Raw genomic sequence first — 23,217 nt, forward strand, 5'->3', positions numbered from 1 at the left:
CAAATCATGAAACGCTTTCAATCACGAATCGAATCACTGCGCCGCGTCCGCCAGCAAGCCGAACAACTGGCCCGGCTCACAGCCGCCGTGCGCCAGGGTGAGAAGGCCGCAGCAACGCAAAAGGCCGATCAACTTTCACTGCACATTGAAGACTTGCTGCAGCAGGGGACCACAGAACTGGCGCGAGGCAACACGGCCGTGATTCAGGCACTTTCGGCGACAACACGTCGCGCCCAGAACAAACTGGCGGCAGCGCAAGTTGAGGTCCAGCAGGCAGACGAGCGATTGGTTCAGGCGGTTCAGGAAGTGGCCGCCGCGAAGTCTGAAGTTCAAATCGCGCACAAGCATCGAGCCAAAGAATTTGCGGAACACCGGCGGCAGACACTAGTGGACGAAGAGAACGTTCGACAGGAAAACAACGGACGCCGATTTGCGAGTAATGCCACGAAACGAACGGCGGCTCGCGAAACGTCGAAAACTGAGGTGGCACGATGAAGAAACTGTTGATGATCGGTATCTACGGTCTGCTGATACTGGGCCTGTCCGCTGGCGGAACTTTATATCTGCGGCAACAGGAAGCAGCCAAGGAGACAGCCGCAAAACAAACTCCGGACGCCCTGCCAGAATCAGCGGCAGACCTGACGGCAGAAGTCGATGTCACTCAACCGCTGCCACCGTCCAATGACGTTGAACTGCCAGTGGCAGTGCGGCCAGGTGAAATGAGCGTCGAAGAAATCGTTAAGTACGGCCTCGGTCTTAAAGATCGCGAAGCCGCGATTCGCAAGCGAGAAGAAGCACTGCGCCGCACAGAAACTCAGCATCGCATGGTGCTGGCCGACATCACCGGTGAACAGCGCGAAGTCGAAGGCCTGGTCGCGCAGGCCAGAGACCAGCGGATGGCAGCAGAACAATTTGCGGCTCAAGCACAGAAGGAACGCCTGAAGTCGGCTGCCCTGCTTAAGGAAGTGGAAGAACGAAAACAGAAGATTGAAATGGAACGGCAAAAAGCCGGTTCGAAGCCAAGTGCTGATCCCGGTTCGAACATGGAAGTCAACCGGGAAGCCAATGTGAAAGAAATGGTGGCCGTGTTTGAAGGGATGAGTCCCGAATCCGCCTCTGCCGTGATTAAGGAGTACGCGAACGGCGGCAAGATGGAAATGGCCGTTGAGATCCTTGCCAAAATGGAAGAGCGTAAGGCGTCTTCCATACTTGATGCGATCAAGGACGAAAAACTGAACAGCGAGTTGCTGGCCAAATTTCTGGAACTGAAGAAGCCAATTCGACTGTAGAGGACAAACACATGGATACTCTTGAAGTCGTGGAAATCGGCCGGGACCTACTCGTCACCGCAATGTGGCTGGCGGGACCGCCCGTGTTTATCAGTCTGCTTGTCGGTCTGATGGTGAGCATTTTCCAAACGATCACCAGCGTGCAGGAGCAGACACTTTCCTTCGCACCGCGCATCGTGGCTGTGGGATTGGTCATCGTTTTGGCATTGCCGTGGATGTTAACTTTGACGTCTGCCTTCACCATGAGAATGGTGGAACGCATGGCGCTGGTGACTCATTAAACATGTTTGAATCATTCATCATAGCCAGCGCGTTGGTGCTGTTTCGTTGTGCGGCGTTTGTGGCGTTTCTGCCACCGGTCGCCGGGCGAAGCATTCCCAACACCGTCAAAATCGGCCTCGCGGTCGCGTTGACGGTCGTGCTTGCGCCGCGTTTTGCTGGTGCATCGGCCATCGGCCTGATGGCAACGGTTCACGGCAAAGGCGCGTGGCTATGGCTGTCCTGGCTGGCGGTTCGCGAAACGATGCTGGGTATCGCACTGGCGTGGCTGTTCGGCCTGTGTCTCGTGCCGGTTCGAATCGCTGGCGCATGGATCGCTCAGGAGATGGGACTGACGATGGCTCAGATTTCATCGGCGACCGACAACCAGCAATCGAACATCATTTCGCAGGGCTTTGAGGCAATCGGTGTGTTGATGTTCTTCGGACTGAATCTGCACCACGCGATGTTTGTGGTGCTGGGTAGTTCGTTTGCGTCTCGCCCGGCCGCAGCTGCGTGGTCGATGCCAACGTGGGACGCTGTGATGTACGCAATCACCAAAGTTGAACACCAGGGATTTCTGATCATTGCCCCAATCGGAATTCTGATGTTCGTTGTCACGATGACGCTGTTAGTCACGATGAGAACTGCACCGCAATTTAACTTCATGACATACGGCATGACGCTGCGACTTGCAGTTGGCCTGGCAGGGATGATTCTGTTTTTCCCGGACGTTTGTTCCGCGATGCAGCACTTTCTGAATCAGGTGAATACAGAAAGTTGGGTGGCTCATGGCTGAGAACGCCAATGAAGGCACAGAAGCTCCAACACAACGCCGACGCGAAGAAGCGAGGAAGGACGGACAGGTTGTATCCAGTCCCGACGTCGCCGCCACGTTTGCGGTGCTCGCTGGTTGCATGTTCATGATGTGGTCCGGCGGCATGCTGGCACAGCGGCTGATGCAGGCATTTCGAACATGGTTTCGAGACGCGCCATCAGGCGACTGGACCAACATGCACACTCAACTAGGCGCACGATGGTTAAGCGTGGAGCTGCTTAGCAACTGCGGGGCATTGGTCGCACTGTTGATGGGCGTGGGACTGGTGATTGGGTTCGCTCAGGTCGGCTTCCTGATTTCGTGGAAACCCATGGAACTGGACATTCAGAAACTGTCGCCCATCAAAGGCTGGCAGCGGTTGTTCTCAATTGATTCTGCCATCAAAGGCGGCCTCGGAATCGCCAAAGTGTTTCTGCTGTTGCTCGTGAGTTGTGCGATTATCTGGTTCCGGCGGGGCGAGCTTTCGTCAACGAACTTCGGTTCTGTTGGCAGCCTGTTTTCGTTTGCCTGGGATCTTGGCCTGACGATCTGTCTGACGCTGGCGATGATGTCTTTTTCTCTGGCGGCTGTCGACTACATCACGCGTTGGCTGCGGCAGGAACACAAACTGAAGATGACGCATCAGGAAATTAAGCAGGAACAAAAGAACGAACTCGGCGATCCAACCATCAAAGCCGCCGTTCGACGCAAGCAGCGTGAAGCACTCAAAAATCAGTCAGTGGCTGACGTTCCCGACGCGACTGTGATCCTCACGAACCCGACGCACTACGCCGTCGCCCTGAAGTACGAAGCCGGAAAAATGACGGCTCCGAAACTGGTGGCCAAAGGAGCGGGCTCGTTTGCATTTAATATCATCGAAATTGCAAAAGAAAACCGCGTGCCCGTGATTCAACGGCCACCACTGACTCGTGCAATTTTTCGAAGCGTAAAGGTCGGGCAGGAAATCCCCGAGCAGTTCTTCCGAGCGGTCGCGGAAATTCTGGGTCAGGTCTACCGAGCGAAACGAAGGAGCTAACATGGACATTTCAACAATCATCGGACTCGTCATGGCCATCGGACTTGTCCTCGGCTCCATTATGATGGGCGGCGGCCTGGGCGACTTCATCGACGTGCCGTCGCTGATGATCACGGTCGGAGGTTCGATTGCCGCCGTCCTGATTAACTTTCAATTGAAGGTTGCGATGGGTGCGGCAAACGTTGTGAAGAAGTGCTTTTTGGTCAAGGTGCAGACTCCCGACGAAGTGATTTCGCAGTTCCGCGAATTCGCCACCACTGCTCGGCGAGACGGCCTACTGGCCCTGGAAGGGGAAGTCGAAAACATCGACGACGACTTCCTGAAACGCGGCCTCGAACAGGTTGTCGGCGGCACGTCCAAAGAAGATCTTTCGGTCGCGCTGGAAACCGAAGTGGCCGCAATCATGACTCGTCACAGCAATGGCAAAAAGATCGTCGATGCGGTCGCAGCGGCAGCTCCGGCGTTTGGCATGATCGGAACGTTGATCGGTCTTGTGCAGATGTTGAAGTCGCTGGACGACCCGAGTCAAATCGGTGGCGGTATGGCGGTCGCTCTGCTGACAACGCTGTACGGAGCGGTGATCGCCAACATGTTCTGCATTCCGCTGGCCGGCAAACTTGAGGTTCGCAGCCAGGAAGAACTGATGATTCGAGAGCTAATGATTGCAGGCCTTGTCTCGCTGGTTGAAGGCCAGGCTCCACGAGCTTTGGAAGAACGACTGCTGGCTTATCTTTCGCCCAAGAGCCGTGAGACGGCCACTCAACAGGCAGCTTAAACAGGAACCAGACCATGGCAAAAAAAAGCTGCTGCCCGGAACCAACTGGTGACATCCCGCCGTGGTTCATGACGTACAGCGACGTGATCACTCTGCTGATGACGTTCTTCATTCTGCTGTTGACATTTGCAACCAACGAACCGGAATTCTTTGCGAAGGTGAAGGTGGTTTCTTTTGGAGGCGGCGGATCAACAGGGGTCGCGGGGGATTCGACAAAGCTGCTGGACAACGATGCGATCGTGCTACGCGAACGGCCAAACAGTGCGGCGATTTCAATTCGAGGTTCAGAGACTCCGCCGGTCCATGAAAACCCGGCCCTTCAATCAGTGTCACGCGGATTGAAGTCCTTAGAGAACACGGACGCATTGGCCGACGCCAGTCGCGTGCGAATTGAGACTCTTTTGGCGATTGTCCAGGACGATAAAGGTGAGATCACAACGCAAGGAGTGACTCAGCTTCGTATGCTGGCAAAGCAGCTAAAGTCGCAGCCGTTGGTCTGCCAAATTCTGGTTTCCGACCCGGACCTTGCTGAATTTGCGGTGACGATGGCTGCAATCCTGACCGACGAAGATGGTCTTGGCATCGTGCCGGGCCGCGTCCCTGGGCGAGTCGCCGTGGGGGTTGTCGATCCATCGATCGTTGCGTCAGGACGAATTGTTTATCGCTTGAGTCGTTCGGAAGCCAGATGAAGATTGGGTTGAGATAAGTCATGGCAAGATGCAAAGAAAACTGCCCTTCCGGACCGAACAACGGTTACTTGATTTCGTTCGGCGACACCATGACCGCGCTGCTGGCGTTTTTCATCGTGCTAAATTCGCTGGCCGAAGAACAAACCGGTGCCAATATGCATTCCGGCACGGGTTCGTTCATGAAATCCGTGGATAAATTCGGGCTGCAGGGGAAAGTAAAAAGTGGCCTATCAGCTCAGGCGTTTCAGCTAAACGCAATTGCCCCCAAGTACATTGTAGGCGACGACCGCCCACCCGAACGAGGCGCGACCGGGCCGGACGACGATGGCGATAATGGACGGATCATCGACCGGACCAAAGACGACTACAACCGGTTTCTGCAGAGCTTGAGGCAAGTCAATAACCTTTCGCAGGATACTGACGTGGCCGGCGAAGTCAGCTTTGATGTGATGGAAAAATTCCCACCTTCGTCGGCTGGCACGCTAATCAATGCAGAACTAAAAGCTGCGTTAAACGGGGTCGCCCCGATGTTACGACGGAACGACTACGCTGTGGAAATTGTCGTCTGGACGCCTACGCCGTCGCAATCCGCATGGAGTCGGTCGTTGGGGATCGCTCAACGACTGCATCGCGAAGCCGTCAATCTGCTTCGTCTACCGCCCAACCAGTCAGCGCGCGTGACGTCTGTCGCGCAACCGTGGATTTCGAAAACAGTAAAACGCCCCAAAGTCTCGGTCACTCTTAGACGTATTCAGCCCCCGCAGGGAAACTAACAGCCATTGAGACGCGAGCAATAAGTTCTACTCGCGTACGTGACATCCGTGTGTCGGTGCAACTAAACAGCGAACGATTGGGCGATCTCGTTGACGGCAGACACTGCGGCGTTGATGTGTTGATCAGTCGTGAACGGGCCAACGCTGAAACGAAGCGTCCCACCTGACGCCGCTGTGCCCAAAACTTCGTGCACCAGCGGCGCACAATGCAGGCCGGCTCGACATTGGATGCCAAATGATTGCTCGACAATCGTCGCCGCTTCTCGGCTGTCGAGATTTTTAATCGTAAAACTGGCGATACCAGTATTGATGCTCCCTCCGTTGTGACCGTAAACACTCACGCCGCAAATTTCCTGCAGCACTGTGGCGAGGCGTTCCGTCTGCTCGGTCGCTCTTCGATGCAGATCTTCGATTCCGTTTTCCAGCAGCCATTCGGTGGCCGCGTTCAACCCCGCCAGCCCCGGTGCGTTCATATTGCCGCTCTCGAACTTCGTCGGCATGTCGACCGGCTGTTCGATGGATTCGCTCGCCGTACCGGTACCGCCGCTGCGAGTTGCCACAATGTCGCCGTCGAGGCCATCGCGCACGTACAGAATGCCGGTGCCAAGCGGGCCGAGCAGGCCTTTGTGTCCGGCAGCAGCCAGCAGGTCGACCTTCACATCGCGGACACTGAAGGGAAGATGCCCCACGGTTTGAGCTGCGTCCAACAGCAGGAGTGCTCCGTGCTTATGCGCGAGAGCCGCAACTTCAGCGACAGGTTGAACGACGCCCGTCACATTGGAAGCATGGTTCAAGACGACAAGCCGCGTTGGCTGTCGACTCAGTTCCTCGGCAAGCTGATTTACGTTGACCAAACCGCTTTCAGGATCGAAGTCAACTTGAGCGACATCCACGTTATGCGAAGAACGTAGCTGGTGCAGCGGTCGCAGGACTGAGTTGTGTTCCAGCTTCGTGGTGACAACTCGGTCGCCATGGCGAAGTACTCCGCGCAGCAGCAGGTTCAGGCTGTCGGTGCAGTTGAAGGTAAAAGCGATGCGGTCCGACGATTCGGCATCCAGAATTTTGGCGAGGCGCTGACGACATTGACCGACCACTCTCGTGACGGAATCGCTGGCAGAATGAGAACCACGCCCGATGGCCGCTCCATTGTGCCGCATGTACTTGTCGACGGCGTCGTAAACGCTGTTCGGTTTCGGAAAACTTGTCGCGGCGTTGTCCAGATAGATCGAACCTTCCGCTGGCATTGCGGGGTCAGGCATCGCGGCATTCCTTCAGCAATTCGATCAGTCGTGTGTCGTCGATCACGGTGCCTTTCGGTTGTCTCTTGATCTGCGCGACCACATGCGCCGCGTCAGCTTCAGTATGAGGCAGGTTGAGTTGCCGCAGTCGATGGGCGATCGCTTTTCCACCGCTGTGACGACCGAGCACCAACTGAATACCGTCTGCCCCGACCGCTTCCGGGCGAAACGGGAGATAGGTGTCCGGATTCTTAAGCAGCCCGTCCTGATGAATGCCAGCTTCCGTGGCGAACACATTGCTGCCACCAATCGGCTTCATTTTTGGAATCGCGATGCCGGTTAATTCTGCGACAAGTTGGCACAGCGGGGCCAGTTTTGTGGTGTCGATGCGGAACGAACGTTTGTATTGGTCAGCGTTCATAGCCAGTGCCATCACAACTTCTTCCAACGCCGCATTGCCGGCCCGCTCACCAATGCCGTTGACGGTACACTGCACAACGTTGCCTCCGTGTTGAATGGCCGCCAACGTGTTTGCCACAGCGAGGCCAAGATCGTTGTGAAAGTGAACCGCTAACAAGACCTTATCGATGTTCGGTACGCGGTCATGAATGGCTTTGATGAAGTCGGCAGTCTTCTCTGGCGTAAGAATGCCAACGGTATCCGGAAAGCCGATCGTGGTCGCTCCAGCATCGATCGCTTCTTTGTAACATTCGCACAAAAAGTCCACTTCTGTGCGACTGGCGTCTTCCGGGCTGAAGGCGACAATTTGAAAAGCGTTGTTGGCGTAAGAAATCGAATCGGCGATGATTTTGAGAACTTCGGTCTTCGATTTCTGCAGCTTGTGATCGCGATGCAGTGGGCTGGTGCCACAAAAAAGGCTGACGCCGCGTTTGCGCATCGGGTTGCCGTCGAGTGCTCGGGCTGCGGCATCGATATCCGAATTCACCGTGCGGCACAGCGCAGTCAGCACGGGGCCCTTTACAACGCCCACCATTTTTTGAATGGCGACAACATCCGCTTCGGACGACGCCGGGAAGCCCGCGTCCAGCGAATGAACTCCGGCCGCTTCCAGTGCCAATGCGATCTCAAGTTTTTCGTCCGGTTCCAACGTTGCACCCGGCATTTGTTCGCCGTCGCGCAGCGTGGTATCGCTAAAAAGGACCGCGCCGGACCGCTTGTGATGCCGAATCACGGCGTCTCGAACGGTGCCGCGAATTTGCGAACGCACGTTTTGCAGGAAGTTGGACATACGGGCGTAGGTTATCGTGGCGAGAACTGAGGGGAAAGGGGACGGCAGCCCCCAAACCAACAAAGCAAACGCAGTCGGTGCTCAGCCGAAACTCAAGTCGGCCCCGTCACACCACCGCTATGGCGACCAACGTTGGCGAGTACCGACCGACCTGCGGAGCCAGCGAAAGCACTTCTAACTTGCACCTCGCCCACCCTGCGCCGCACGATATTCCGGCAATGCTGCGGATCGGCCGAGCTTTTCATCAAACGTGGCGCTGGTTTTCGTCGTAGTCTTGTGGCGGCCGTGTCATGTGGCAAGAATGCGGCAGTGGGCGCTGGTGCCCGTAGATTTCGACTTCAGAACATATTGCGTAACTTAGGTGCAGAGACACAACCAGACATGAAACACTTTCTACACCATTCGTTCTCGTTGAGCGTGCTGACCATCGGTATGCTGGTACTCGTCGGATGCGACGACGGAAACAATTCGGCAAGCGTGCCGCCAGTCAAGAACGCTCTTGATCAAATGCGGGCATTGGACGAAGCCGCGGAGTTGGCGGCACGGTCAGCGAGAGGCAAATCACGAGTCGGCCAGGGGGCGGTCGCACCCGCGAAAGACGTTCCTCAGGAGGGAACTTTTGAAGTGGAGTTCGATACCACCGTCGGCAAATTTACGGTGCAGGTGAATCGCGAATGGGCACCGCGGGGAGCTCACCGGTTCTACCGACTGGTGAAGGACGGTTTCTATAACGAGGCGGGATTCTTTCGAGTTGTGCCGGGATTTATGGTGCAGTTTGGGATTGCTGGCAATCCAGAACAGCATGCAAAGTGGAGCGCCAATATCGTGGATGACCCGGTCAAGAAAAGCAACACGCGCGGATACGTGACATTCGCCAAGACGGGTGCCCCGAATTCGCGTACGTCGCAAATCTTCATCAACTACGATGATAACTCGAGGCTGGACAGCGACGGCTTTGCGCCGTTTGGCAAAGTCACGAAAGGCATGGAGGTCGTCGACCGGATCAACTCAGTGTACAGCGAACAACCGGATCAAATGCGGCTGGAATCCGAGGGCAACGATTACCTTCAAGCGGACTTTCCAGGGCTGGACTATGTGACGGAGGCTCGAATTGTCGTGGACGATCTGGCTGAAGAAACGCAGGCCGACGAAGGCAGTTCCGACGATGCCAGCGATGACACCGAATAGAAACCGCATCCTCACCAAAGCAGCAACAGCGGAGCAACGTGATGGGTGGCGGCCCGAACAATGACGACAGCGCCCCGGACTTCAGTTTCCTGGGCGACGACGGCGCGAAATCGCTGAGTGACGACACCTTAGCGGCGAGCAGTCAACCGGTTTTCCAACAGGAGGACTCGGGCGAGAATCCGCCAGCACCAAAGAAAAAGAAGTTGCGCAAGCCCGTCGCACGGAAGGTCACAGGGAATTCCGACGCCTCACGCAAGGCTGCTCAACCCGGCAGTTCATCCGCGCCGAAAACGTCTACCAAAGCTGCGTCTCAACCAGCAGACAATGCAGCAACAGAAACCGAGTCGGCAATCGGCAACGTCGTACCTCAAAAATGGTTTGCCGCCATTGCTGGGTATGCCATTGCATTAACGCTGCTGTTCCTGGTTTTTTGGCTGACGGGGCGTCTGTCGTTGTCAGGCAATCATCAACTGGAAAGTTTGCCTGACATCAAACCGCTTTCGAAAGGCGAATTTCAGAGCGTTCCCGGTGATGCGTCATTGCCACCGGGGCACGAGCTGAAGCTGGGCGAATCTCAGCGATTCGGAGACATTATCATCACGCCAACTCGAGTCACGCGCGATGTGGTGATGGTGGCCAGTGCCACTCGTGCCGGTGAACCGCCTGAACAGCGTACACAAGCCCCCGTGCTGAAGCTGTGGTTTGAGGTGAAAAACGTGAGCCACACGACAGCATTCGCGCCTTGGGATGTGGGCTTGATGTGTCACCGCAGCCCGGAATACGGAAACGACGAAACAACTCTCGCGAATTCCTGGCTCCGCCTGGCGCCTTCAGGCGGCGGTGCGGAAGGGGTTCGCGTGTTGAACTACCTGCACCCGCCCGGCAGTCCATTTGCCCTGATTGATCAGAACAGCGGGCAGGTGTTACAGCCAGGTGAAACCGTCACAACGTTCGTCGCGTGTGCGGAAGAGATCCAGCAGCTATTCGGCGACGACATGAACGAACTTCGCTGGCGTTTGCAACTTCGCAAGGGCGTGAATCAGTCCAGTGGCAACGGAGTCACCACGCTGGTGGACGTCACCTTTGATGCAGCTCAAGTGCAAACCGGCGACGCGTAGTCGCAAGTTGTTCATTAAAAAGGAGGCCGGGCTTCCTGGTAAAGCCGGGCCATTTTTTTTGCGGAGCAGTCGACGGACGACAGCTGTTCAGACCGGCTGCACCAAATCGCTTCAAGAGCCGTTGCCGTCATCCCTGTTACGGGATGATGAAGATCAGCCCAGTCACGGCACCCGCCTGTACGGCGGCGGCTTTCCATGACCATTCCGGAAAGTACGCATCCGACGCAAACGAATGACAGGTCGGACAGTCCGGCAAAGCTCGCACGCAGTCGCGAGGATGGTCTACCGTCGTCAGGTATGGCGTCAATGCGATCATCGTTGTGAAGTGAACGGCGGAACTAAGCGTCGTCAGGCAAGCCTTGGTTTGGCCGCAGCGTTCCAGATTGGGATCTTCGAAGTACAGCGGGTTGTGGTAAAAGTTGTGAGTGTTGCGGGGAGCTCGACGCAGCCCGTAGCCCGCCGTGAAGTAGTAGCCAGGCGCATCCAGTTCCAGAAATGAGCAGGCCAGGTTTTCCGGTCGCTTCAATGCGCCACCTTCATCGGCGTCGGCATCACGAGGCAATTTCGGAGGACTGGTGCTGACGCCGCCTGCCTGAATAGAGTTAATCGGCTGGAACAATCCAGACACACTGTCGCCGCCTGTCGTGGGGCAATCCTGTTCCGATGGAATCTGATAGACCTTTGCTTCTGCCTGTATTGGCGACGCCGGACGGTAGCCAGATGTATTCGGAGCGTAGGCCATCATACGGCGAGCCATCTGCTGTCGATAGCCAGTGCGGGTTGCAACCGGCGGTCCTTGCAACAGCCCGTGCAGATCGCCGACGTACGTTCCACTCGCTGGTTCAACTTCTGGCTCGCCGGCGGCGAGGTCCAGCATTGAACCATTCGTCATGATCCAGTCCGACTGAGTCCCGAGCAACTGCTTCAGGTCGGTGACATAGTTCCCTTGCTTTGCTTCCGGTGCGTCATCGCTGACCAAACCCTGCAGCTCATCCATAAATGATCCCGTCGCGGCAACGGACGAAGCCGCATCTTCATTGGCGGACTTCAAACCCGGCTGTCCTGTCCCAAACAGGTCCTGAGGTTCTCGCATGTTGCTGTCGGTGGCGACAGCTTCCTGCGGACGAACTCCCAGAAACGGCGATTGCTGCACTGAGAACTTCGGAGCACTCATTTTTTGATCACCCATCGTTCGTGAATAGGCGACGGTTTTGACCGCAGCAAGTTCGGCCGCTTTGAATTCTTCGGCTTCTGCAGACGACACGACGGGTGGAGCTGGCTGAGGAATTGGTGCCGGGAAGGACGGCCCGGTTACCACAACGGGCTGCCCGGTCGACAGGGGCTTAGCGGCGCTGGACGACTTCACCACAGATCGCTTTGCCACCATAGGAGTTGACTTGGCAGAGGTGGACCGAGAAGCCGTTTGGGGTTCGGCAGGTAAATTGGCGACCGAGCTTTTTTTCTCTTGCGCCCCGGAAGTGCTGCGGTGAGCGACGGAGCCTGATGCGGCGTCTGACCGTTTCGCGACAGACAACGATGGCTTGGAGACGCGGGACGGGCTGAAAGATGGCTCACAAACTTTTTGAGCACCTTCAGATCTCGCACGGTAAACATATTCTGCAATGCGGACACTTGGGGCGAGAAGACCGGGCACGCCATTCTGGCGAACTGTCGGCTCTGGCATGGCATCCGCTTTGTTGCAGGATTCCGACGGAGCGGTTTTGCCGCTACAACGCTTTTGGTCGCCGGCGGATGCTGCGAAGTCGACAGAATCGGCGGGTTGTGTTTTGGCAACAGACCCCGCAACTCGCTGTGTTTTTCCGCTGGTAGCGGCCGGAACGCCGGATTGAGCAGCAATTGCTGGCTTTCGGGTCGTTCGCCAGCCATCCTTTGCCATTCCCTGCGCTGATGTCCAGCAAAGGGCAACGCCGGCAAGCAGAACCATCCGTGACGTGTTCATATTTACAGCTTCCTGCAGAATTCCCGTGAGAATCGCGTCGTGCGAGACTGCACCACTTGTGGTTTCGGGATTTGGTGGCTGCGGAAATGCGATAAACCTGTTTCGGAACGTGTTTCGACCGGTATCATTTGGAAGTTAGGCAAAATAAAAGTTCTATCCTCTGCAGGCGTTAGAACCCGCAGAGTTCCACATCGTGGCTGTAAGATCCAACTTCTTTATCTACATCTCATCACCGGGTTAATGAGCATAGCCATCATTCCGATGATTATGCAGAGGGATTCTGCGCGGACGTTGCGCACTCCCGGTGACTCGTTGCCCGCCAGCTCGGGCGGCTTCTGTTAGGAATTATGTACAAATGACCAGTTCGTCATTCGTTGATCGCATCCGCCGCCTGTTTTCCAACGAGAAGAAGTCTGAGATAAAGAAACGCCAACGATATCTTCGACTAACGCAATTGGAAGACCGCCGCGTGCTGAATGGTGCGCTCAGCGCGCTGGGCATTGACCTGACCGGTCTTGAGACGCTGACGGTGGAAGACGGCGGCGTTACCGATGTGGGTGACGGCTCCGTCACCAATGTCACCCAGACGGTCACGTTGACTCTGGCCGAAGGCACCTGGGCAGATATCAGTGGCCTTAGTAACACACTGTACAACCTGGAATCCGGTGGTCAGGTTTTACGCGTCGATGAAACCGTATTGCAGGATGGCGGGTTTGCCGTCGACAGCCTGACAAATGCACTACACATCACCGGCGATGAAATGAACCAAACGGTGAACCTTGATCTGGAGGGCGTGGACTTCGTCCCCACTGGCGGTCTGGAATTTTCCGGAAGCGTCAGAAACCTGGCCGGTGACGACGTTGCTGACAACGATACGCTTACGATCTCTGGTTACGACGTGACGACGTTAACGGTGACTCATTTGGCTGAGGTGGACGGAGCTGGAGATCCGACCACCTCGGAGAGCGGAGAAGTTGATTTGGACGGCGAAGTGATTCGGTTCAACGAAATCGAACCACTGGCTCTGGGCGGCGATGCCGTCAATATGATTATCAATCTTCCGGCGGGGGCTGACGCCACTGTGACGTTAAGTGACGACGGTACAGCCAACGACAACGTTTCGCAACTTGATGGAGCCTTCGAGGTCACCGCGTTCACAAATCCGACAGCGTCGTTGACGATCAACGACGGCACGGGCGCCAAGGTGATTACGGTTAACGGCATGGACGGGTCTTTCAATGCCAACCTTTCAATTTTGGAGGATGACCCAGCCGGTTCGGAGGATAACACGGTCGTTTTCGCTTCTGCTTTGGACACCAACGGAGGCGACCTGACCGTCGAAGCATACGACATCAATGTGAACGCTCCGATCGCAACGGACGGCGGCTCTGTAGACTTCGACGCAACCAACGACATCACCAGTAACGCCGCTGGCGATATTACCACGTCAGGAGCTATCGCAGACGTCGATTCCGGAGCAGTGACAATGGATGCCGGTCGCGACGTTACGCTACTGGGCGACATCACGACTGATGGTTTCGACAACGTCGGACTTGAAGACAGCGCTGCCGGCGATGTCACGATCACAACCGTAAACGGAAACATCACGACGGCGGATATTAGTGCCGTAGGCGGCGATACCGTGCCAATCGCAAGCATGGGAGAAGGCGGTCTAATTACGCTCGACGCCAATGATGCGGCCATTGATCTGACGTTTGACCCGAATTCGGCTGTCAATCTGGGTACAGATGAACTGACGTGGCTCGATCATGGACTGACAACTGGCGAACTGGTCGACTACGACAACGGCGGCGGCGCGGACATCACCGGGTTGACATCGGGGCAGACATACGTGGCAATCGTCGTCGACGCCGACACGATTCAGTTAGCGCTAAACGCTGCAGACGCAACTGGGGAGACTGCAATTGACCTGATTGCAGTCGGAGCAGGAGTCACGCATACGCTTAGTACGCGCCGTGCGGACATAATTGTCGACGGGACAATCAGCACATCCACCGAAGTGGCTGCCAATCCCATGAAGGTGGATATTGATGCGGACCGCGATGTGCATATCAATCATGCTGTCACGACTCATGGCGGCAGTGTTGATGTGGATGCGGGACGCGATATTACAAGTGCAGCTGCCGGAAGCATCACAACAACGGGGGATAAGAGCGACGAGAACAGCGGCAATGTGACAATGGATACCGGACGTAGCATCGACCTGGCCGGTTTTATTGACACCAGTGGAATTGACGTGGTTAGCAGTCCCGATGTTTTGCTGGCTGGCGAAGGCGGCGACATTACATTGGCGACAGTCGCCGGCAACATTACAACTCAGGCCACAGCCACACTGGATGCCCGCGGCGGTGATGCCGACGATCCGGTTGACGGCGTTCCCGATGACGAAGGCGGCATCATTACATTGGATGCCAATAACAGCGCCGCGCCGTTGACGTTTGATCCGGGGGCAGCAGTGAATCTCGCCACTGAAGAGATCATGTGGCCCGCCCACGGTTTGTCCACCGGCGCCTCTGTGCAGTACGACAGCAATGCCGGCACAGATATCGCTCCATTGGTCAATGGCACGACGTATTTTGCGATTGTCGTGGATGGCAATACCATTCAACTGGCAGCTTCAGAGTCTGACGCCGCCACCGGCACAGCCATCGATCTGACGTCCGCTGGTGCCGGCGCTGAACACATCCTGTTCCCAATTGGCGATGTCACGGTAGGAGCGGCGGTTGATACGTCAACAGAATTGGCGGCAACCAACGTTCACATTCAAGCTCACCGCGATGCAAACATTAATGCGCCGATCACAACTCGCGGAGGATTTGTTGATATCGATGCCGGCCGAGATATTCGCAGCGACGCTGCCGGCGACATCGACACACAGGCGGATAAAACGGCAGAACACAGCGGTGAAGTTACACTGGATGCCGAACGCAACGTTAATCTTTTGGGCGACATTACAACCGACGGATTTATCAACAAGGTAGTGGTCGGCAGCAACGCAGGCGATGTGACAATCAGAACCATAGATGGCGACATCACCACAGCCGCGATTAGTGCTATCGGCGGCGAAACGGACCCTGTTGACAATATGGGGGAAGGTGGGCTTGTTACTCTGGACGCCAACGATGGCGACGGATCGGGGACCGATGGTGACGTGACGACGTCGGGTTCCATCAGCACTTCGACGGAATTGGGTGCGAACCCTGTGAAGGTTGATATTGATGCGGATCGTGACGTGCACATCAATCAGATGATCACCACACTCGGCGGCAGCGTGGACGTTGACGCTGGACGTGATGTCACCACACTCGACGACGGCGGCGTCACCCACAACGGCGACATCACAACCACAGGCGACAAGATCGACGAAGACAGCGGTGACGTCACCATCCTTGCCGGAAACAACGTGAATCTCGCCGCCAACATCGACACCAGCGGGCTCGATAACGCCACCGATGCACTCGACAGCGATGCCGGGACCGTCACGATCACTGCAACCGCCGGAGACATCGAAATCACCGACGGGGACAACGACGGAAACACGCTCGCCATCGACGGAATCGGAGGAGCAACCACCGATCCTACCATCATGGGCGAAGGGGCCCTCGTCACACTCAATGCGATCGCCGGAAGCGTGACCGTTGACGAAGCCATTGCCACTTCCACCGAACTGGCCGACACCGTTAAAGTGGACATCGACGCGGACACCGACATCACCCTCTCTGAAGAAATCACCACACTCGGCGGAGACGTCGACATCAATGCAGGCGGAAATGTCACCACGCTCGATGACGGTGGAACGACCCACAACGGCGACATCACAACCACCGGCGACAAGATCGACGAAGACAGCGGCGACGTCACCATCCTTGCCGGAAACAACGTGAATCTCGCCGCCAACATCGACACCAGCGGGCTCGATAACGCCATCGATGCACTCGACAGCGATGCCGGGACCGTCACGGTCACAGCAACCGCCGGAGACATCGAAATCACCGACGGGGACAACGACGGAAACACGCTCGCCATCGACGGAATCGGAGGAGCAACCACCGATCCTAGCATCATGGGCGAAGGGGCCCTCGTCACACTCAATGCGATCGCCGGAAGCGTGACCGTTGACGAAGCCATTGCCACTTCCACCGAACTGGCCGACACCGTTAAAGTGGACATCGACGCGGACACCGACATCACCCTCTCTGAAGAAATCACCACACTCGGCGGAGACGTCGACATCAATGCAGGCGGAAATGTCACCACGCTCGATGACGGTGGAACGACCCACAACGGCGACATCACAACCACCGGCGACAAGATCGACGAAGACAGCGGCGACGTCACCATCCTTGCCGGAAACAACGTGAATCTCGCCGCCAACATCGACACCAGCGGGCTCGATAACGCCACCGATGCACTCGACAGCGATGCCGGGACCGTCACGATCACTGCAACCGCCGGAGACATCGAAATCACCGACGGGGACAACGACGGAAACACGCTCGCCATCGACGGAATCGGAGGAGCAACCACCGATCCTACCATCATGGGCGAAGGGGCCCTCGTCACACTCAATGCGATCGCCGGAAGCGTGACCGTTGACGAAGCCATTGCCACTTCCACCGAACTGGCCGACACCGTTAAAGTGGACATCGACGCGGACACCGACATCACCCTCTCTGAAGAAATCACCACACTCGGCGGAGACGTCGACATCAATGCCGGCGGAAATGTCACCACGCTCGATGATGGCGGAACGACCCACAACGGCGACATCACAACCACAGGCGACAAGATCGACGAAGACAGCGGTGACGTCACCATCCTTGCCGGAAACAACGTGAATCTCGCCGCCAATATCGACACCAGCGGGCTCGATAACGCCACCGATGCACTCGACAGCGATGCCGGGACCGTCACGATCACTGCAACCGCCGGAGACATCGAAATCACCGACGGGGACAACGACGGAAACACGCTCGCCATCGACGGAATCGGAGGAGCCACCACCGATCCTACCATCATGGGCGAAGGGGCCCTCGTCACACTCAATGCGATCGCCGGAAGCGTGACCGTTGACGAAGCCATTGCCACTTCCACCGAACTGGCCGACACCGTTAAAGTGGACATCGACGCGGACACCGACATCACCCTCTCTGAAGAAATCACCACACTCGGCGGAGACGTCGACATCAATGCCGGCGGAAATGTCACCACGCTCGATGATGGCGGAACGACCCACAACGGCGACATCACAACCACAGGCGACAAGATCGACGAAGACAGCGGTGACGTCACCATCCTTGCCGGAAACAACGTGAATCTCGCCGCCAATATCGACACCAGCGGGCTCGATAACGCCACCGATGCACTCGACAGCGATGCCGGGACCGTCACGATCACTGCAACCGCCGGAGACATCGAAATCACCGACGGGGACAACGACGGAAACACGCTCGCCATCGACGGAATCGGAGGAGCCACCACCGATCCTACCATCATGGGCGAAGGGGCCCTCGTCACACTCAATGCGATCGCCGGAAGCGTGACCGTTGACGAAGCCATTGCCACTTCCACCGAACTGGCCGACACCGTTAAAGTGGACATCGACGCGGACACCGACATCACCCTCTCTGAAGAAATCACCACACTCGGCGGAGACGTCGACATCAATGCCGGCGGAAATGTCACCACGCTCGATGATGGCGGAACGACCCACAACGGCGACATCACAACCACAGGCGACAAGATCGACGAAGACAGCGGTGACGTCACCATCCTTGCCGGAAACAACGTGAATCTCGCCGCCAATATCGACACCAGCGGGCTCGATAACGCCACCGATGCACTCGACAGCGATGCCGGGACCGTCACGATCACTGCAACCGCCGGAGACATCGAAATCACCGACGGGGACAACGACGGAAACACGCTCGCCATCGACGGAATCGGAGGAGCAACCACCGATCCTACCATCATGGGCGAAGGGGCCCTCGTCACACTCAATGCGATCGCCGGAAGCGTGACCGTTGACGAAGCCATTGCCACTTCCACCGAACTGGCCGACACCGTTAAAGTGGACATCGACGCGGACACCGACATCACCCTCTCTGAAGAAATCACCACACTCGGCGGAGACGTCGACATCAATGCCGGCGGAAATGTCACCACGCTCGATGATGGCGGAACGACCCACAACGGCGACATCACAACCACAGGCGACAAGATCGACGAAGACAGCGGTGACGTCACCATCCTTGCCGGAAACAACGTGAATCTCGCCGCCAATATCGACACCAGCGGGCTCGATAACGCCACCGATGCACTCGACAGCGATGCCGGGACCGTCACGATCACTGCAACCGCCGGAGACATCGAAATCACCGACGGGGACAACGACGGAAACACGCTCGCCATCGACGGAATCGGAGGAGCAACCACCGATCCTACCATCATGGGCGAAGGGGCCCTCGTCACACTCAATGCGATCGCCGGAAGCGTGACCGTTGACGAAGCCATTGCCACTTCCACCGAACTGGCCGACACCGTTAAAGTGGACATCGACGCGGACACCGACATCACCCTCTCTGAAGAAATCACCACACTCGGCGGAGACGTCGACATCAATGCCGGCGGAAATGTCACCACGCTCGATGATGGCGGAACGACCCACAACGGCGACATCACAACCACAGGCGACAAGATCGACGAAGACAGCGGCGACGTCACCATCCTTGCCGGAAACAACGTGAATCTCGCCGCCAATATCGACACCAGCGGGCTCGATAACGCCACCGATGCACTCGACAGCGATGCCGGCACCGTCACGGTCACTGCAACCGCCGGAGACATCGAAATCACCGACGGAGACAACGACGGAAACACGCTCGCCATCGACGGAATCGGAGGAGCCACCACCGATCCTACCATCATGGGCGAAGGGGCCCTCGTCACACTCAATGCGATCGCCGGAAGCGTGACCGTTGACGAAGCCATTGCCACTTCCACCGAACTGGCCGACACCGTTAAAGTGGACATCGACGCGGACACCGACATCACCCTCTCTGAAGAAATCACCACACTCGGCGGAGACGTCGACATCAATGCCGGCGGAAATGTCACCACGCTCGATGACGGTGGAACGACCCACAACGGCGACATCACAACCACAGGCGACAAGATCGACGAAGACAGCGGTGACGTCACCATCCTTGCCGGAAACAACGTGAATCTCGCCGCCAATATCGACACCAGCGGGCTCGATAACGCCACCGATGCACTCGACAGCGATGCCGGCACCGTCACGGTCACTGCAACCGCCGGAGACATCGAAATCACCGACGGAGACAACGACGGAAACACGCTCGCCATCGACGGAATCGGAGGAGCCACCACCGATCCTACCATCATGGGCGAAGGGGCCCTCGTCACACTCAATGCGATCGCCGGAAGCGTGACCGTTGACGAAGCCATTGCCACTTCCACCGAACTGGCCGACACCGTTAAAGTGGACATCGACGCGGACACCGACATCACCCTCTCTGAAGAAATCACCACACTCGGCGGAGACGTCGACATCAATGCCGGCGGAAATGTCACCACGCTCGATGATGGCGGAACGACCCACAACGGCGACATCACAACCACAGGCGACAAGATCGACGAAGACAGCGGCGACGTCACCATCCTTGCCGGAAACAACGTGAATCTCGCCGCCAATATCGACACCAGCGGGCTCGATAACGCCACCGATGCACTCGACAGCGATGCCGGGACCGTCACGATCACTGCAACCGCCGGAGACATCGAAATCACCGACGGGGACAACGACGGAAACACGCTCGCCATCGACGGAATCGGAGGAGCAACCACCGATCCTACCATCATGGGCGAAGGGGCCCTCGTCACACTCAATGCGATCGCCGGAAGCGTGACCGTTGACGAAGCCATTGCCACTTCCACCGAACTGGCCGACACCGTTAAAGTGGACATCGACGCGGACACCGACATCACCCTCTCTGAAGAAATCACCACACTCGGCGGAGACGTCGACATCAATGCCGGCGGAAATGTCACCACGCTCGATGATGGCGGAACGACCCACAACGGCGACATCACAACCACAGGCGACAAGATCGACGAAGACAGCGGTGACGTCACCATCCTTGCCGGAAACAACGTGAATCTCGCCGCCAATATCGACACCAGCGGACTCGATAATGCCACCGGCGTTCTTGATAGCGATGGTGGAGACGTGACGATTATGGCTGGCACCTTAATTACGACAGGTCACCTCAATACATCCGGCGGTGATGTCGCCGTGGCCACAGGCGGCGACGCAGGCCAGATCACATTTAATGCGGGCACAACGATCACCGTCAATGGCAACCTGACTGCCGCAGGTGGAAGTGCAGATCCCACTGGTGTGCGAGGTGACGGAACGGCAATTGACTTCGACGCTCCTGTACTGATTGATGCGATTACTAATCCTCAGTTCGTTGGTGAGGCACCAACGATTACGACAAGCGGCGATACTTCAGGCGCAGTGACATTTAATTCAACTGTCGACGGTGTCGTGGCCGGAGCGAACGATTTTGTTATCGTAGCGGGCGCAACGGATACCCCGCCAACCACAACCTTTGGAGATATCACCTTTAACGCGGCTGTGGGAGCAACCACTCAACTGGGTGACGTTTCGATCGATACCGTGAACGATCTGAACATCAACTCTACGGTTGACGCCACCAGCCTGACACAGCTTTCCGGAACGGGCAACACCACATTTGTTGATGATGTGACTACTGATGCGGGCATCGATACGCCGGTTGGCATTTTCAATGGCTCGAGTGGCGTAAATGCCGGAACAGATCAGATCACGATCATCGGGCACGGGCTGACAACCGGCGACTCTGTCGTATATCGCGATGGTGGCGGAACGACTGTTCCAGGGCTGGTTTCCGGGCAAACCTATATTGCCATTGTTGATAACGCCAACACACTTCGATTAGCCGTCCACCACGCAAACGCTGGTAGCGGAACGGCCGTCGACATTACAGGTGCGGGCGTTGGAGCATTCCATGATGTAACCAAAATTGCGGTGTCGGCGAACACCGCTGGTACCATTACAGTGCTGGAAGACATTAACACTGAAGCCGGGCTGACAGACGCCGGTACAGCGGCCACCGGTGAGCAGATTATCCTGTCGGGGAATATTGTCTCGATTTCGGCGGGATCAGAAATCTCAACCGCAACCGCTGCAGGGCCTACCGCCTCCAATGCTTACACGGCAACTGGAGATTCGGTCAGCATCTCCGGCACCACCGGTGTTGCATTTGGTATCGGGGCCGAAGTCATTACGGACGGCGGCCTTGCGAATACTTTCGCCGTCACCTTACCGCCCGGCTTTATTGCTGCGGTTGCTGGCGCGGATGGCGTGCCTTTCGGTATGGGCGGAAACGAGTTTTTGTACGCATACGACGTGATTCTGGGAGCGACCGGTGAAATCAACATGCAGGTTCACATTGACTGGCGTGACCCTTCAAACGGCGACATCGCACCGACGAGTGAAGCAGGGATCTTCAATACCCTGACTTCTGATCGCTATCAGACTTTCACGATTGGCGATGGCGGCCAGCTACTTCGGATTGGCCATGTTTACGACGACTTGACTGACCTTGGCCCATTTTCAACCGCAAACCTTGTGAAGTTCTTCGCAGATTTCTCACTCAGCCACCACGACTCCATCAATGTGGATTCCGTGAATATCCTGCAATCGACGACCGACGACCCGGCGACCGGAACCTTCAATCCATTTGACCGGACAAATCTGCCTCCTGCGGATGCAAACTTCACGTCACCAGGTTCGCCGGACGAAGCTGCTGACAACTTGGACCTCCACTTCGAAACCGGTTTGTTCGAGGTTATTATTCAAACCCCTCCCCGATTCGTGATTCAACCGGATCCACCACCGCCCGAACCACCGGCCGCACCTGCACCGGCACCACCTGTTGCTCCGGCGAAGCCTGTGTTTGTGGCGGCTGTGATCCCCGAAGAAGCTCCGTTGACTTCGTATTCGACTCAGTCGGAAGACTACTTCGAACTGCGGCGAAACAAGAGTACGGAACCTGTTGAAGGTTACGAGCATATTGATGACGACATCGGCTGGAAGCTGCTTCAGCCAAAACGCCTGAAAGAATGGGTCGTCAACCAGGACCTGAACGGTAGCAACTTCGAATTGTGGCTGATCACGACCAAGGTCAGAAACGGTCAGGACGTGACCTTCGAACGTCCGGTGCTGAAGTTCGACGTTGTGGACCAGCAACCATTCCCGATGACGGAAGAATTGCCAGCGAATCTTGAGCTGCCCGAATTGCGACTCGAACGTCTGGACGTGGACGAAAACGGCAACATCATCGAAGGCGATCCGCCAGCGGAGCCTGATACGGATTCTGTCGAAAACATTGAAGGCGAAAGCAGCCTGATCATTCCGGAACAGGATTCCATGAGCCAATTGAAAACGAGTTCCGACGCGACCGCCCGGTCGGCCATCGCCGGATTGGCGGTTTCCGGAGTGTTGGCGGCCAAACATCGCGGGCGGCCGCATTCGGGCACAACCTCGCCACTCGCTCGCGTCCTGAACGGCCTGCGGAAGTAAGAAACGCCTATGGCGGTCCAGACACGGGAAATTCGATGCCTAAAGCCTCGGCTTCGTGGTAAAGTATCGGGCGGGACAGCCTGTTTTCCCACAGAAAAGGGCGTTCACGCGATGCCGGAAAATCCGGCGTTCGACATGGATGATCGTCGTCACTTTCA

General features: G+C 56.8%; 14 protein-coding genes. 11 read left to right on the forward strand and 3 right to left on the reverse strand.

The window, feature by feature from the left end; translation table 11 throughout:
• Nucleotides 1–6 precede the first annotated feature (6 nt).
• The 8 genes from Fuma_RS18790 to Fuma_RS18825 are packed head-to-tail and all read left to right on the forward strand — an operon-like array spanning nt 7 to nt 5,637.
• Nucleotides 7–495 carry a hypothetical protein gene (locus Fuma_RS18790; protein ID WP_077025480.1) on the forward strand — a complete coding sequence of 163 codons (489 nt, stop codon included), beginning with the start codon at nt 7–9 and terminating at the stop codon, nt 493–495.
• Entirely contained in the window at nt 492–1,289 is a 798-nt protein-coding gene (locus Fuma_RS18795) for a hypothetical protein (RefSeq protein WP_077025481.1), read from the forward strand. The genes Fuma_RS18790 and Fuma_RS18795 overlap by 4 nt, the downstream gene beginning before the upstream one ends.
• A gap of 11 nt (nt 1,290–1,300) precedes the next feature.
• Nucleotides 1,301–1,570: a flagellar biosynthetic protein FliQ gene (locus Fuma_RS18800; RefSeq protein ID WP_077025482.1), complete on the forward strand. Its 270-nt coding sequence runs from the start codon at nt 1,301–1,303 to the stop codon at nt 1,568–1,570.
• Between the two features lie 2 nt (nt 1,571–1,572).
• Nucleotides 1,573–2,346: a flagellar biosynthetic protein FliR gene (locus Fuma_RS18805; RefSeq protein WP_077025483.1), complete on the forward strand. Its 774-nt coding sequence runs from the start codon at nt 1,573–1,575 to the stop codon at nt 2,344–2,346.
• Complete coding sequence (locus tag Fuma_RS18810; protein WP_077025484.1) at nt 2,339–3,400, forward strand: EscU/YscU/HrcU family type III secretion system export apparatus switch protein; 1,062 nt, start codon at nt 2,339–2,341, stop codon at nt 3,398–3,400. The genes Fuma_RS18805 and Fuma_RS18810 overlap by 8 nt, the downstream gene beginning before the upstream one ends.
• A 1-nt stretch (nt 3,401) precedes the next feature.
• Nucleotides 3,402–4,175 carry a motility protein A gene (locus Fuma_RS18815; RefSeq protein WP_077025485.1) on the forward strand — a complete coding sequence of 258 codons (774 nt, stop codon included), beginning with the start codon at nt 3,402–3,404 and terminating at the stop codon, nt 4,173–4,175.
• Nucleotides 4,176–4,189: 14 nt separating this feature from the next.
• Entirely contained in the window at nt 4,190–4,864 is a 675-nt protein-coding gene (locus Fuma_RS18820; protein WP_077025486.1) for a flagellar motor protein MotB, read from the forward strand.
• A 20-nt stretch (nt 4,865–4,884) separates the two neighbouring features.
• Entirely contained in the window at nt 4,885–5,637 is a 753-nt protein-coding gene (locus Fuma_RS18825; RefSeq protein ID WP_077025487.1) for a flagellar motor protein MotB, read from the forward strand.
• A 62-nt stretch (nt 5,638–5,699) separates the two neighbouring features.
• Here Fuma_RS18825 and Fuma_RS18830 read toward each other — a convergent pair whose 3' ends face one another.
• Together Fuma_RS18830 and Fuma_RS18835 are read right to left on the reverse strand one after the other, a co-directional pair.
• A complete protein-coding gene (locus tag Fuma_RS18830) occupies nt 5,700–6,896 on the reverse strand; it encodes an aminotransferase class V-fold PLP-dependent enzyme (RefSeq protein ID WP_083732151.1) in 1,197 nt (398 codons plus the stop codon).
• Nucleotides 6,889–8,124: a homocitrate synthase/isopropylmalate synthase family protein gene (locus tag Fuma_RS18835; RefSeq protein WP_077025488.1), complete on the reverse strand. Its 1,236-nt coding sequence runs from the start codon at nt 8,122–8,124 to the stop codon at nt 6,889–6,891. Before Fuma_RS18835 ends, Fuma_RS18830 begins: the two co-directional genes overlap by 8 nt.
• 381 nt (nt 8,125–8,505) lie before the next feature.
• On the opposite strand from Fuma_RS18835, the gene Fuma_RS18840 reads away from it, so the two are divergent.
• Nucleotides 8,506–9,312, forward strand: a complete 807-nt coding sequence (locus Fuma_RS18840) for a peptidylprolyl isomerase (RefSeq protein WP_077025489.1) — start codon at nt 8,506–8,508, stop codon at nt 9,310–9,312.
• 41 nt (nt 9,313–9,353) lie between these two features.
• Complete coding sequence (locus Fuma_RS18845; RefSeq protein ID WP_077025490.1) at nt 9,354–10,430, forward strand: hypothetical protein; 1,077 nt, start codon at nt 9,354–9,356, stop codon at nt 10,428–10,430.
• A 136-nt stretch (nt 10,431–10,566) separates the two neighbouring features.
• Here Fuma_RS18845 and Fuma_RS18850 read toward each other — a convergent pair whose 3' ends face one another.
• Nucleotides 10,567–11,817, reverse strand: coding sequence for a hypothetical protein (locus Fuma_RS18850; protein ID WP_145944250.1), 1,251 nt, complete (start codon nt 11,815–11,817; stop codon nt 10,567–10,569).
• A gap of 928 nt (nt 11,818–12,745) precedes the next feature.
• Between Fuma_RS18850 and Fuma_RS18855 the strand changes: the two genes are divergently transcribed.
• Nucleotides 12,746–23,059, forward strand: a complete 10,314-nt coding sequence (locus tag Fuma_RS18855) for a beta strand repeat-containing protein (protein WP_077025492.1) — start codon at nt 12,746–12,748, stop codon at nt 23,057–23,059.
• Nucleotides 23,060–23,217 lie beyond the last annotated feature (158 nt).

Source organism: Fuerstiella marisgermanici (assembly GCF_001983935.1).
GTDB classification, from domain to species: domain Bacteria; phylum Planctomycetota; class Planctomycetia; order Planctomycetales; family Planctomycetaceae; genus Fuerstiella; species Fuerstiella marisgermanici.